Raw genomic sequence first — 12,449 nt, 5'->3', positions numbered from 1 at the left:
AGCGGCGACGTTCAACGCATACAGACATCTTCAATGGGAGACTTGACATGAAAAAGACAGGCGGAATTCCGAACAAGAATATCTCTCGCCGCTCGGTGCTGAAGGGCGGCGCGGCGCTTGCAGGCGCGGCTGCCGGATCGGGCGTCATCACCGGCTTCCCGACGATCTGGGCGCAGAACATCAAGGACGTGACGCTGGTGCACACCGGCATGTCCTATTCGACCATCATCGACATTGCCAACCAGGCGAGCAAGGACCTGGGCTTCAAGATCGAGATGTCGGTGGTCGACCATCCGGGCTTGCTCAACCGCATGGTCAACGATCCGAAGTCGATCGACATCGCCGACATGGAGATCTGGCAGACCAAGGTGGCGGTGCCGCAGGGCGTCACGCAGGCAGTCGAGGTCGCCAAGATCAAGGACTGGGCGCAGCTCACCCCGCTCTACACCGAGGGTACGTTCGCCGGGAAAGAGGTCTCGCGCCAGGGCGATGCGCCGTTCGAGTTCATGTACCGGGATGCAGTCGACGCCACGACCTTCGCTTCGGGCAAGACCGGCTTCGCCACCTTCGTGCCGAGCGTCTACAACGCCGACACGCTGGGCATCCGCCCCGACCTGGTGGGCCGCGACATCACCACCTGGGCCGACCTGTTCTCGCCCGACTTCAAGGGCAAGGCGGCTATCCAGAACATCCCGACCAACGGCATCATGGACGCCATGATGGCCATGGAAGGGGCCGGCGAGATGACCTTCGGCGACAAGGGCAACCCAACCCAGGAAGAACTCACCAAGACCATCGCGCGCCTCATCGAACTAAAGAAGGCGGGCCATTTCCGGGCGCTGTGGAACACGTTCGACGAAAGCGTGAACCTGATGGCGGCCGGCGAGGTGGTGATCCAGTCGATGTGGTCGCCGGCGGTGACGGCCGTCAAGACACAGGGCGTCAAATGCGTCTACCAGCCGCTCAAGGAAGGCTATCGCGGCTGGGGCAACGGCCTCGCGCTTATGGCCCATCTCGACGGCATCAAGAAGGACGCCGCCTATGAATACCTCAACTGGTACAATTCCGGCTGGGTCGGCGGCTTCATCGCCAAGCAGGGCTACTACAGCGCCAATGTCCAGACCGCGATGGCAGCGCTCACCGAGAACGAGCGTGGCTTCTTCTACGAAGGCAAGGCGGCCACCGCCGACATCACCAGCCCGACCGGCGAGAAGACCAACTCGGCCGGCGAGGTTCGCGACGGCGGCTCCTACGAGGAGCGCTTCTCCAAGGTGGCGGTGTGGAACAACCTGATGGACCAGGCCGAGTTCCTCTATGCCAAGTGGAACGAGTTCAACGCAGCTTGATCGTGTAGCTGTCTTCTCCCGTCTACGGGGTGAGGAGCGATCAGCGCAGCGGACGAAAAGCCAACGATTTGGCTTTTCGAGCGACGAACGCCCGAAGCGTAGGCGGAGGGCCGGGCCGGCAGGCAGATGAGGGCGGGGCAACCGTTCGACATTTGCCGCTGCCCCTCATCCGGCCCTTCGGGCCACCTTCTCCCCGTGAACGGGGAGAAGGAAACTGCCGCAACAACCGGGTTCTGGAATGACGCCTACGCCATCCGCCAGCAAAGCCTCGCTCACGACCTATCTTCAGGTCGCGCCGCTTACGCTGGTGCTTTTCTTCTTCTTCGCGATTCCCGTCGCACTCGTCGTGGTGGTCAGCTTCTTCCGCTACCAGATGCTGGTCGGCATCGTGCCGGACTTCACGCTGAAGAATTATATCGACCTGTTCACCAATCCGACGACCTGGACACTCTATCTCTCGACGCTCAAATTCACGCTGATCGTGCTGGTCATCACTTTCGTGCTCGGCTTCTGGATCGCGTATTTCCTGGTCTTCCACGTCCGCAACCTGCTGACGGCGATCGGCCTGTTCCTGGTCTGCACGGTGCCGTTCTGGACCTCCAACATTATCCGCATGATTTCCTGGCGGCCGGTGCTCGGCACCGAGGGCCTGATCAACAGCGCCCTGCTCAAGATGGGCGTCATCGACCAGCCGCTGCAATGGCTGCTCTATTCGGATTTCTCGGTCGTGGTGGCCTATGTCCATCTGTTCACGCTGTTCATGATCGTGCCGATCTTCAATTCGATGGCGCGCATCGACAAGTCGCTGCTAGAAGCCGCCGTCGACGCCGGCGCCACGCGCTGGGGCGTGGTGTGGAACGTCGTCCTGCCGCTCTGCAAGACCGGCATCGCGCTTGGCGCTCTGTTCGTCGTCACGCTGGTCATGGGCGACTTCTTCGTCGTCACCGTGATGAGCGGCGGCCTGTCGGGGTCGGCCACGTCGGGCATCTTCAACGACCTGCAGTTCCTCAACTATCCGCGCGCGGCGGCAAATGCTGTCATCCTGCTGATCGTGGTGCTGCTGATCGCATCGGCCATCTTCAGGCTAGTCGACGTGCGCAAGGAGCTCGTACGCTGATGTCCGGCGCCTCACCTTCCTACGGCCCGCGCCCCTGGACGTTCTACGTCCTGGCATTGCTGTTCACGCTGTTCGTCATCTTCCTGTACGGGCCGATGATCGCGGTCCTCATCCTGTCGTTCCAAGGCCCGTCCGCTTCGCTGGTCTTCCCGCTGCGCGATCCCGGCTTCATGTGGTTCGACGAACTGTTCAGCCCGCGCCGCACCGGTGACGTGGCCGGCGCCTTCAACCGGTCCTTGCCGCTGGCGATCCTCGTCATGTTCCTGACGGTGCTTATCTCTGTGACGGCGGGCTTCGCCTTCCGCAAGCGGTTCCGCGGGTCGACCGCGATCTTCTATATGGCAATCGCGAGCCTGATCGTGCCCGGCCTGGTGCTGTCGATCGGCATCCTCGTCACCTTCCGTTATCTCGGCCTGTCGGCGACATGGTACGGCTCGGCGCTGGGCGCGCATCTGTCCTGGGCGCTGCCTTTCGGGCTGCTGATCATGTTCGCGGTGCTCGGGCGGCTCAACCCGTCCTACGAGGAGGCCGCGCATGATCTCGGCGCCTCGCGCTGGCAGACGGTCAAGGAGGTCGTGGTGCCGATCGTCTTCCCGGGCATGATCGCGGTGGCGCTCTTCGGCTTCACGCTGTCCTATGACGAGTTCCCGCGAAGCTGGCTCACCGTCGGCACCAAGAACACGTTGCCGCTCGAAATCTGGACGATGACCACCAACGTCACGTCGCCCGCGCTTTATGCGCTTGGCACCGTGACCACAGTCGTCTCCTTCGCCGTGATCGCGCTGGCGCTGTCCTCGATCATCCTCATTCAACGCAGACGTTCCCGCGGAAAATAACAAGTATGGCGAATTCACCTGGCAAGAGCGGCGTGGCGCATGGATCTGGCGATATTCGCCTGGTCAATGTCACCAAGCAGTTCGGCAATTCCTACGCGGTCAAGGATATCAACCTGACCATCCCGCATGGCTCCTACTGCTGCCTGCTCGGCCCGTCCGGCTGCGGCAAGACCACGATCCTGCGCATGATTGCCGGCCATGAGACGCCGACATCCGGCGAAATCTACATCGGCAGCGACATGGTTGTGGGAAAACCGCCGGTCGAGCGCGGCACGGCGATGATGTTCCAGAGCTACGCGCTGTTCCCGCACCTGACCATCCAGGACAACGTCGCCTTCTACCTGAAGATGCGTGGCGTCGGTAAGGAGGAGCGGCGCGCGCGCGCGCTGGAGATGCTGCAGCGCGTGCAACTCGACCACCTCAAGGACCGCATGCCGGCGCAGCTCTCCGGCGGCCAGCAGCAGCGCGTGGCGCTGGCGCGCTCGCTGATCACCAACCCGAAGGTGCTGCTGCTCGACGAGCCGCTGTCGGCGCTGGACGAGTTCCTGCGGCTCAGGATGCGCGGCGAGTTGAAAAGCCTGCAGAACGAACTCGGCATCACCTTCGTCCACGTCACCCATACCCAGCCGGAAGCCATTGCGCTGGCCGACATGGTCGTCGTTATGGATACGGGCCGCATCGACCAGGCCGACACTGCCAATGTCATCTTCGACCGGCCGGCGACGCCCTATGTGGCGCGATTCATGGGTGGGCAGAACGTGCTGACTGGATCGGTGATCGAGGGCGGCGCGCCCGGCACGATCAGGCTGAAGGCGGCCGACGGCTCGCAATTCGAGACCATGGCCAATGGCGAGAAGCCGAAATCGGAGCTGTCGGTCGCCGTGCGTCGTGACCGCGTGGCGCTACGGAGACGCAACGGCGATGGGGCCTCCAATGCGGTCAATTCGGTATGGGGCGTGGTTTCGGCCACCGAGTACCAAGGCAGCTACGTTAAGGTGACCCTCGACGTCGCCGGCCAGGTGTTCGTCGCCAATGTCTCGGATCGTGACTATTTCGCCGAACCGGTGGACCGCGGCGATCCTGTCGTGGCGAGCTGGAAGACTGAGGACGTCCACATCCTGGGCAAGGTCGATACGGGCGCTGCCGGCGACCCTTATCTGGATGCAGGTCATTAAGGAGCGCTCGCGGCGGGCTACCGCCGCGGCCTGATTACCGAAGGCCGGTCCTGATCGCCGCGGCGATCCCGCCGGCTCCTGGGCAGAACGATGGTTTGCCACCTGCATGCGGGCGGCAGGCATGCGGAGTTGTAGCTTCGCATGGAGGAGGTTCGTTGCGCGTCTGATGCCGAATGGCAGCCATGTCGCGCGGAGATGCAAACGGAAACCTGTCCGGCGCGGAGGTGTCGGACACGACGCTGTGCGGAGGCGCGCGGCGGCGGAAGTCTATTGCCGGCGATGCGGTCGCCGCAAACAGGGAGCAGGACGTGTCCGATATCGATAGCATCGCCAACCGCACCGCCGCCGGCATCGCGCTGGCCTACCGGAGCGGTGAGGCCGGTCCCGTAGCCGTCACCGAATGCCTGCTCGACCGCATCGCAAAGGCGAAGGCTGACAACATCTTCATCACCGTGACGCCCGAAAGGGCGCTCGACGAAGCGCGCAAGGCCGAAACCCGCTACGGCGATGGCAATCCGCTGTCGCCCCTGGATGGGGTGCCGATCGCCTGGAAGGATATTTTCGACGTAGCCGGCACGCCGACGACGGCGGGCTCCGCCCTGTTCCGCGATACGCTGCCCAAGACCGCCGACATGCCCTGCGTGGCGAGTGTAGCGGCGGCCGGCATGGTGACGGTCGGAAAACTCAACATGACCGAGTTTGCCTATTCCGGCCTCGGCCTCAATCCGCATTTCGGCACGGCGCTCAACCCCAACGACCGCGCCACACCGCGGTCGCCCGGGGGCTCGTCCTCGGGTTCGGGCGCGGCGGTCGCGGCACGCCTCGTACCCTGCGCGCTCGGCTCCGACACGGGCGGCTCGGTGCGCGTGCCGGCCTCCTTCAACGGCACGGTCGGCTACAAGACCAGCACCGGTCGCATCGACAAGACTGGCTTGATCCCTCTCGCCACAACCTACGACACGATCGGGCCGCTCGCGCGCTCGGTCGAGGACTGTGTTCTGGTCGACATGTTCCTGCGCGGCGAGGCGGTGTCGCCGGTGCGGCGGACCGATCTGCGTTCGCTGACGCTGGTCGCGCCGACCAATGTCGTCACCGAAGATGCTCAGCCCGCCGTGCTGGAGCATTACGAACGATCGCTTGAGGCGCTGGCGAGGGCCGGCGTGACGATCCGCCGGCACCGGATCGAGGCGCTCGATCGCGTGGTCGATATGACTGCCGAGTTCGGCACGCTGATCGCAGCCGAGGCCTATACCGAATACAATGAGATTGCCGACGGCGAGCAAGGCCGGCGGATCGATCGCCGCGTGCTCTTCCGCATGCTCGGCGGCAAGAAGATGTCGGCACGCGACGTCCTGTCGATCCAGCGCGGCCGGCAGCGTTTCATTCCTATGGTCGCCAAAGAACTCGCCGGCGCGCTGATCGTCATGCCGACAACGGTCATCACGGCGCCGGAAGTGGCACCCCTGGACGCAGACGACGATCTTTTCCACAAGGTCAATCTCAGGACGTTGCGAAACACCGCGGTCACCAATGTGCTCGACCTTTGCGGTGTGGCGCTGCCCAACGGCCGCGACGGCGAAGGCCTGCCGACCAGTTTCCTCGTCTCTGCGCCGCATTGGGACGACACGCGGCTTCTCGGCTACGCATTGGGAATCGAGCGCGTGGTGCGGGAAGCGGGCGGGATATGATTGACAACCGGGAGTTTTGGCGATGACGGACAGCAAACCCAGGTCGGAAAAATTCGAGCGCGGACTGAAGACGCGCCGCGCCGTGCTTGGCTCGGAGTATGTCGATCGCTCGCTCGAGCAGGCGGACGACTTCAACTGGGCCATGCAGCAACTCACCACAGAATGGTGCTGGGACGAGATATGGAACCGGCCGGGTATCGACAGACGCACGCGCTCGGTGCTCAATCTCGGCATGATCGCTGCGCTCAACCGGCCGCACGAACTGAAGCTTCACGTTCGCGGGGCGATCAATAACGGGCTAACCAAGGATGAGCTGAAGGAAATCTTCCTGCAGATCGGCGTCTATTGCGGCGTGCCGGCGGCGCTCGACAGTTTCCGTATCGCCAAGGAGGTTTTCAAGGAGATGGGCATTGACTGACCCCGCCGCCGACCCGGGGCCGATCGCATTCATCGGTCTTGGCATGATGGGCCTGCCGATGGCCTCGCGGCTGGTGGCGGCCGGTTTTTCCGTGCGCGGCAGTGACCTTTCCGAACAGGCGCTGGCGGCTTTTGCGGCGGCGGGCGGCATCGTTTGCGCATCGGCTCGAACGGCCGCGCAGGGAACCACGATCGTCATCACCATGCTGCCTAACGGAAGCATCGTTCGCGACGCGCTTCTCGGCTCGGGAGGCGCGGCACTGGCGCTAGCACCGGGCTCCCTTGTCATCGACATGAGTTCGTCGGCGCCCATGGAGACCCGCCAGCTTGCAGAGGAACTGTCGGCAAGGGAAGTCTTCCTCGTCGATGCGCCTGTTTCCGGTGGCGTAAAGCGCGCCGTGTCGGGCACGCTAGCGATCATGGCGGGTGGCGATCCTGCGCAGATCGAGCGCGCCCGGCCGGTGCTGTCCGCCATGGGCAGCACCATCATAGCAACGGGCGCGCCGGGTTCCGGCCATGCCGTCAAGGCGCTCAACAATTACGTCTCCGCCGCCGGCCTCGTCGCCGCATGCGAGGCGGTGCTGATCGCGGAAAAATTCGGCGTCGATCCAAACGTTCTGGTCGATGTGCTCAACGTCTCGACCGGCAAGAACAATTCGACCGAACTCAAGTTGAAGCCCTTCATCCTGTCGCGCACGTTCGCGTCGGGATTCTCGATGGCGCTGATGGCCAAGGATCTGCGCACTGCAGCCGACCTTTCCGAACAACTCGGCGTGGACGCAGAGGGCGCGCGCGATGCTGCCACGCTATGGGCGGAGGCCTCGGCCACGCTCGGCAAGGCCGCCGACCACACTGAAATCCATCGCTTCGTCGCCGGGCGGAGCGTCAAGCCGGAACAGGGAGGCTGAGAGATGGCGCGCATCGTTCACACAGCGGCAGCACAGATGGGACCGATCTCCCGATCGGAGACCCGCAAGGATACGGTCAAGAGACTGGTCGCGCTGATGCGCGAGGCCAAGGGCAGGGGGGCCGAACTTGTCGTCTTCACCGAGCTCGCACTCACCACCTTCTTCCCGCGCTGGCTGATCGAGGACGAAGCAGAGCTCGACTCCTTCTACGAAAAAGAGATGCCGGGGCCGGAAACCCAGCCGCTGTTCGACGAGGCGAAGAAGCTGGGCGTCGGCTTCTATCTCGGCTTCGCCGAACTGGTGATGGAAGAAGGCCGCAAGCGCCGCTTCAATACCTCCATCCTTGTCGACCGCTCGGGCGCCATCATCGGCAAATACCGGAAAGTGCACCTGCCTGGTTTTTCCGAGCCGCAGCCGCGTGACCACCAGCATCTGGAGAAGCGCTATTTCGAGCCGGGCAATCTCGGCTTCCGGGTCTGGCGCGGCTTTGGCGGCGTCATGGGCATGTGCATCTGCAACGACCGGCGCTGGCCCGAAACCTACCGCGTCATGGGCCTTCAGCAGGTCGAGATGGTCATGCTTGGCTACAACACGCCGTACAACCACACCGGGCACGCCGACATCGACAGCCTTACGCAGTTCCACAACCATCTTTCGATGCAGGCCGGCGCCTACCAGAACGCCACTTGGGTGATCGGCACGGCCAAATGCGGCGTGGAGGAAGGATCGAACATGGTCGGCCAGAGCGCCATCATCGCGCCGTCGGGCGAGATCGTGGCACAGGCCGTGTCTCTGGAAGACGAGATCATCGCGGCGCGCTGCGACCTCGACCTCGGCAAGCGTTATCGCGAGACCATCTTCAATTTTGCCAAGCATCGCGAGCCGGAAGCCTATAGGCTGATTGTCGAGCGCAAGGGGGCGGTTCCGCCGCCCGAGGAATGAAGCGCCGGGAAACAACGGGATCGGTCGCATGACCGCAGAAAGAGGAGAAGCTTGATGTCGACAGTGATCAAGGGCGGAACGATCGTTGCCGCGGATCGCACCTATGAGGCGGATATTCTGATCGAGGGCGAGACGATCTCGGCCATCGGCAAGGATCTGAAGGGCGACAAGGTGATTGATGCCGAGGGCGCCTATATCATGCCGGGCGGCATCGACCCGCATACCCATCTCGAAATGCCGTTCATGGGCACCACCGCCGCCGAGACCTGGGAAAGCGGCACTTTTGCCGCGCTGTCGGGCGGCACCACATTGGTGGTCGACTTCGTCATCCCCGGCGAGGCCGGCATGATCGCCGCTCTCGACGATTGGGAAGCCAAGGCGAAACGCCAGGCATCGTCCGACTATTCGCTGCATATGTGCGTCAATGGCTGGTCGAAGAAACATTTCGACGAGATGCCGAAGGTGATCGAGCGCGGCATCAACACCTTCAAGCATTTCATGGCCTACAAGGGCGCGCTGATGGTGAACGACGACGAGATGTTCGCCTCGTTCCAGCGCTGCGCCGCACTTGGTGCGCTGCCGCTGGTGCATGCCGAAAACGGCGACATCGTCGCCGCGCTCCAGCAGAAATACATGAACGAGGGCAATACCGGGCCGGAGGCCCATGCCTATTCGCGTCCGCCCGAGGTCGAAGGCGAGGCCACCAACCGTGCCATCATGATCGCCGACGCAGCCGGCGTGCCGGTCTACATCGTGCACACGTCCTCCGAACAGGCGCATGAAGCGATCCGCCGCGCCCGCCAGAAGGGCATGCGCGTCTATGGCGAACCGCTGATCCAGCACCTGACGCTCGACGAGACGGAATATTTCAACAAGCAGTGGGACTATGCCGCGCAGCGCGTGATGAGCCCGCCGTTCCGCGACAAGAGCCACCAGGATTCGCTGTGGGCGGGCCTCGCGGCCGGCTCGCTACAGGTCGTCGCCACGGACCATTGCGCCTTCACCACGGCGCAGAAGCGGACCGGCCTCGGCAATTTCACAAAAATCCCGAACGGCACGGGCGGTCTCGAGGATCGGCTGTCGGTGTTGTGGACCAAGGGCGTGGAGACCGGCCGGCTGACGCAGAACGAGTTCGTCGCCGTCACCTCGACCAACATTGCCCGCATCCTCAACATCTATCCGCAAAAGGGTGCGATCCTGCCTGGTTCGGATGCCGATCTGGTGGTCTGGGATCCGAAACTGTCGAAGACGATTTCGGCCGCAAACCAGAAGTCGATCATCGACTACAACGTGTTCGAGGGCGTCAAGGTGAACGGCCAAGCTCGCTACACGCTGTCGCGCGGCGACGTGGTGTGGTCGTACGGCCAGAACTCGCAGCCGCAGCCCGGTCGCGGAAAGCTGGTGAAGCGTCCGGCGTTCCCGGAGGTCAATCGCGCGCTGTCGACCTGGAAGGAACTCACCGCGCCGCGCGCCGTCACGCGGTCGGCCGAGCACATGCCAATCGGCGTGTGATTTTTCTGGGCGGGCGATTCCTGCCGCCCGCCTCCCCCCTGCAATGGGAATGAAATGACCGAAACGATCCTGCTTACCGGCGCGTCCGGCCTCATCGGCCGCGCCGTTCACCGCATGTTGCGCGAGCGCGGCGACGATGTCATCGCGATCGATCGAATCGGCGGCGAGGAGATCCTTGCTTGCGATCTCAGCGAGATACACCGGCTTTACGAATTCGCCGCGAACGCGACTGCGATCGTCCACTGCGGCGCGATCTCAGGGCCTATGGTGGCCCGGGACAATCCGTATCTGATCGTCCAGTCCAACGTCGTCGGTACGGCGAACCTCCTGGAACTGGCGCGGGTGCGAAAGATGCGGCGCGTGGTCTGCTGCTCATCGGTCAGCGCCTACGGCAACACGCCGGCCGGGCTCGATCTCGTGCCGGAGGATGTGCCGCTGAGACCCACCAGCGTTTACGGTGCGAGCAAGGCGGCCGGTGAACATCTGCTCGACGGCTATGCGCTCCAGCATGGTCTCGACGGCGTCAGCATCAGGCCGGCCTGGGTCTACGGGCCAGGCCGCACGACCGATTGCGCGATCCGCTCGATGATCCTCGATGCGCAGGCCGGCCGGACCACGCATTTCCCGTTCGGGCGCGATTTCTATCGACAGTATGTGCATGTCGACGATGTCGCCGCGGCGCTGGTGCTGGCGCTCGACGCAAAAAAGCTGCCGCGCCGCAGCTATACCATCACCGGTGGTGGCTACATTACGCTGTCCGAAGTGGCGCGGACGGTGAAGGCCGTGCTGCCGCAGGCCGATATCACGCTGGGCGACGGCGCCGATCCGGTCGACGACGTGCAGGCGCGGTTCGATATTTCGGCGGCCCAACGCGATCTGGGCTATCGGCCGCGTATTTCGCTGGAGGAAGGTCTTCGCTCCTATGCGGCGTGGCTGGCGGCGCGGCGCTGAGAGCAGCACCCCGGCTGCCCGCGCTGGTCTACGCCGGCCTGAAACGGATCGGCTGCGCGCCTTCCCACAGCGCCAGCCTGCCGATCTCCGGAAGGCGTTCCAGTCCCGAAGTCAGTGTGATGAAATGATTGCCGGCGAGTTGCCCCATCTTCGAGGCGAATTGCACGCCGCCATAGGCAAGCAGTATCTCCGTCTCGGAAATGCCGCCGGGATATAGCAGGATCTGGCCGGGCGCAGGATAGCTGGTATGGTTTTCGTAGCCGATGCCGAAATCGAGATCGCCGAGCGGAATCCAGACAGCCTCGCCGCTCCAGCGCACATGCACAATCCTGCCGTCGAAGGGCAGGCGGCTCGCGAAGGCGGCGCAGGTTTTCTGCGCCTTTTCCGTCTCGAAGCGGGCGTCGAATGCCATTCCGGCGATGTCGATGACGAGTTTCATGCTATTTTTCTCCTCCCGGATGGTCAGTTTTATCGGCGATATGAATCCCGCATCAATTGATATTAGATTCATTTCAATCTTTGGGTTTTGGAACCTAAGCCCTTATCAGGGATAAAGAAAAATCTGGATTTTTCAATGCGCCCGTGATCCTATCCGCACCGGAACAAGAGATTGGACGTGCTGCTGAAGCAGCCAGTATGGGAGACTGAAGATGGCGAAAAAAGAAATCATCTGCGCATTCGGCACCGACATCGATTCGGTTGCCGGCCAGATCGGCTCGTATGGCGGCGGCGACTCGCCTTCGGACATCCAGCGCGGCATTTTTGCCAGCGAGGTCGGCAACATCCGGCTCCTCAATTTGTTCAAAAAATACAAGCTCAAGACCAGCTTCTTCATCCCAGGCCATTCGATCGAGACGTTTCCCGATCAGGTGAAACGCATCGTCGACGAGGGCCACGAGATTGGCGCGCATGGCTATCTGCACGAGAACCCGATCGCCATGACGCCGACCCAGGAAGAGGCGGTTCTGGCGAAGTCGGTCGACCTGATCGAAAAACTCTCCGGAAAGAAGCCGCGCGGCTACGTCGCGCCATGGTGGGAAATGTCGGCCTCGACCGCCGCGCTGCTGCAGAAGTACGGGTTCAAGTACGACCACAGCCAGGGCTATCGCGACTTCCAGCCCTTCTATGCCCGTGTCGGCGATAGCTGGAACGTTATCGACTATTCAAAGAAGGCCGAGGAGTGGATGCATCCGCTCAAGCACGGCAAGGAGATCGACCTCGTCGAAATCGGTGCCAATTGGTATGTCGACGACCTGCCGCCGATGATGTTCATGAAGAAGGTGCCGAACAGCCACGGATTCATGAACCCGCGCGACATCGAGAGCATGTGGCGCGACCAGTTCGACTGGGTCTATCGCGAGATGGACTACGGCGTGTTCCCCTTCACCATCCATCCGGATGTCAGCGGCCGGCCGCAGGTGCTGTTGATGCTCGAGCGCCTGATCGAATACATTAACGGCCATGACGGCGTGAAATGGATGACTTTTGAGGAGATCGCCGAGGATTTCCGCAAGCGTTTTCCGTTCGCTGGCAAGGCGCGGCCGGAAGTCATCTGAC

Annotated in this window: 12 protein-coding genes; 11 read left to right on the top strand and 1 reads right to left on the bottom strand. The window is 63.0% G+C overall.

The window, feature by feature from the left end:
- Positions 1-47 precede the first annotated feature (47 nt).
- The 10 genes from ABMA59_RS17270 (at position 48) to ABMA59_RS17225 (ending at position 10,892) form a co-directional block, all read left to right on the top strand.
- Positions 48-1,346, top strand: a complete 1,299-nt coding sequence (locus ABMA59_RS17270) for an ABC transporter substrate-binding protein (RefSeq protein ID WP_349006615.1) — start codon at positions 48-50, stop codon at positions 1,344-1,346.
- A 238-nt stretch (positions 1,347-1,584) separates the two neighbouring features.
- Positions 1,585-2,463 carry an ABC transporter permease gene (locus ABMA59_RS17265; RefSeq protein ID WP_349006614.1) on the top strand — a complete coding sequence of 293 codons (879 nt, stop codon included), beginning with the start codon at positions 1,585-1,587 and terminating at the stop codon, positions 2,461-2,463.
- Positions 2,463-3,299, top strand: a complete 837-nt coding sequence (locus tag ABMA59_RS17260; RefSeq protein ID WP_349006613.1) for an ABC transporter permease — start codon at positions 2,463-2,465, stop codon at positions 3,297-3,299. Before ABMA59_RS17265 ends, ABMA59_RS17260 begins: the two co-directional genes overlap by 1 nt.
- Positions 3,300-3,304: 5 nt before the next feature.
- Positions 3,305-4,474: an ABC transporter ATP-binding protein gene (locus ABMA59_RS17255; protein WP_349006612.1), complete on the top strand. Its 1,170-nt coding sequence runs from the start codon at positions 3,305-3,307 to the stop codon at positions 4,472-4,474.
- A gap of 182 nt (positions 4,475-4,656) precedes the next feature.
- Positions 4,657-6,162, top strand: a complete 1,506-nt coding sequence (locus ABMA59_RS17250) for an amidase family protein (RefSeq protein ID WP_349006611.1) — start codon at positions 4,657-4,659, stop codon at positions 6,160-6,162.
- 22 nt (positions 6,163-6,184) lie between these two features.
- On the top strand, positions 6,185-6,580 hold the full coding sequence (locus ABMA59_RS17245; protein WP_349006610.1) for a carboxymuconolactone decarboxylase family protein: 396 nt from the start codon (positions 6,185-6,187) through the stop codon (positions 6,578-6,580).
- Positions 6,573-7,487, top strand: a complete 915-nt coding sequence (locus tag ABMA59_RS17240) for an NAD(P)-dependent oxidoreductase (RefSeq protein WP_349006609.1) — start codon at positions 6,573-6,575, stop codon at positions 7,485-7,487. Before ABMA59_RS17245 ends, ABMA59_RS17240 begins: the two co-directional genes overlap by 8 nt.
- A gap of 3 nt (positions 7,488-7,490) precedes the next feature.
- Positions 7,491-8,429: an N-carbamoyl-D-amino-acid hydrolase gene (locus tag ABMA59_RS17235; protein ID WP_349006608.1), complete on the top strand. Its 939-nt coding sequence runs from the start codon at positions 7,491-7,493 to the stop codon at positions 8,427-8,429.
- A gap of 54 nt (positions 8,430-8,483) precedes the next feature.
- A complete protein-coding gene (gene hydA / locus ABMA59_RS17230; protein ID WP_349006607.1) occupies positions 8,484-9,941 on the top strand; it encodes a dihydropyrimidinase in 1,458 nt (485 codons plus the stop codon).
- A 54-nt stretch (positions 9,942-9,995) separates the two neighbouring features.
- Entirely contained in the window at positions 9,996-10,892 is an 897-nt protein-coding gene (locus tag ABMA59_RS17225) for an NAD-dependent epimerase/dehydratase family protein (RefSeq protein WP_349006606.1), read from the top strand.
- 28 nt (positions 10,893-10,920) lie between these two features.
- Here the strand turns inward: ABMA59_RS17225 and ABMA59_RS17220 are convergent, their stop codons facing one another.
- Positions 10,921-11,331, bottom strand: a complete 411-nt coding sequence (locus tag ABMA59_RS17220) for a DUF3830 family protein (RefSeq protein ID WP_349006605.1) — start codon at positions 11,329-11,331, stop codon at positions 10,921-10,923.
- 211 nt (positions 11,332-11,542) lie between these two features.
- Between ABMA59_RS17220 and ABMA59_RS17215 the strand changes: the two genes are divergently transcribed.
- Entirely contained in the window at positions 11,543-12,448 is a 906-nt protein-coding gene (locus tag ABMA59_RS17215; protein WP_308056566.1) for a polysaccharide deacetylase family protein, read from the top strand.
- Position 12,449: the final 1 nt, after the last annotated feature.

The sequence above is a fragment of the Mesorhizobium yinganensis genome (assembly GCF_040081985.1).
Taxonomy (GTDB): Bacteria; Pseudomonadota; Alphaproteobacteria; order Rhizobiales; family Rhizobiaceae; genus Kumtagia; species Kumtagia yinganensis.
Note: the sequence above shows the minus strand (reverse complement) of the source record. Positions and strands in the feature narration are given on the sequence as shown.

Excerpts from the sequence above, each read along its gene's own strand:
- ABMA59_RS17270 (WP_349006615.1), top strand. The coding sequence starts at position 48 with ATGAAAAAGACAGGCGGAATTCCGAACAAGAATATCTCTCGCCGCTCG.
- ABMA59_RS17265 (WP_349006614.1), top strand. The coding sequence starts at position 1,585 with ATGACGCCTACGCCATCCGCCAGCAAAGCCTCGCTCACGACCTATCTT.
- ABMA59_RS17260 (WP_349006613.1), top strand. The coding sequence starts at position 2,463 with ATGTCCGGCGCCTCACCTTCCTACGGCCCGCGCCCCTGGACGTTCTAC.
- ABMA59_RS17255 (WP_349006612.1), top strand. The coding sequence starts at position 3,305 with ATGGCGAATTCACCTGGCAAGAGCGGCGTGGCGCATGGATCTGGCGAT.
- ABMA59_RS17250 (WP_349006611.1), top strand. The coding sequence starts at position 4,657 with ATGTCGCGCGGAGATGCAAACGGAAACCTGTCCGGCGCGGAGGTGTCG.
- ABMA59_RS17245 (WP_349006610.1), top strand. The coding sequence starts at position 6,185 with ATGACGGACAGCAAACCCAGGTCGGAAAAATTCGAGCGCGGACTGAAG.
- ABMA59_RS17235 (WP_349006608.1), top strand. The coding sequence starts at position 7,491 with ATGGCGCGCATCGTTCACACAGCGGCAGCACAGATGGGACCGATCTCC.
- hydA (WP_349006607.1), top strand. The coding sequence starts at position 8,484 with ATGTCGACAGTGATCAAGGGCGGAACGATCGTTGCCGCGGATCGCACC.
- ABMA59_RS17225 (WP_349006606.1), top strand. The coding sequence starts at position 9,996 with ATGACCGAAACGATCCTGCTTACCGGCGCGTCCGGCCTCATCGGCCGC.
- ABMA59_RS17220 (WP_349006605.1), bottom strand. The coding sequence starts at position 11,331 with ATGAAACTCGTCATCGACATCGCCGGAATGGCATTCGACGCCCGCTTC.
- ABMA59_RS17215 (WP_308056566.1), top strand. The coding sequence starts at position 11,543 with ATGGCGAAAAAAGAAATCATCTGCGCATTCGGCACCGACATCGATTCG.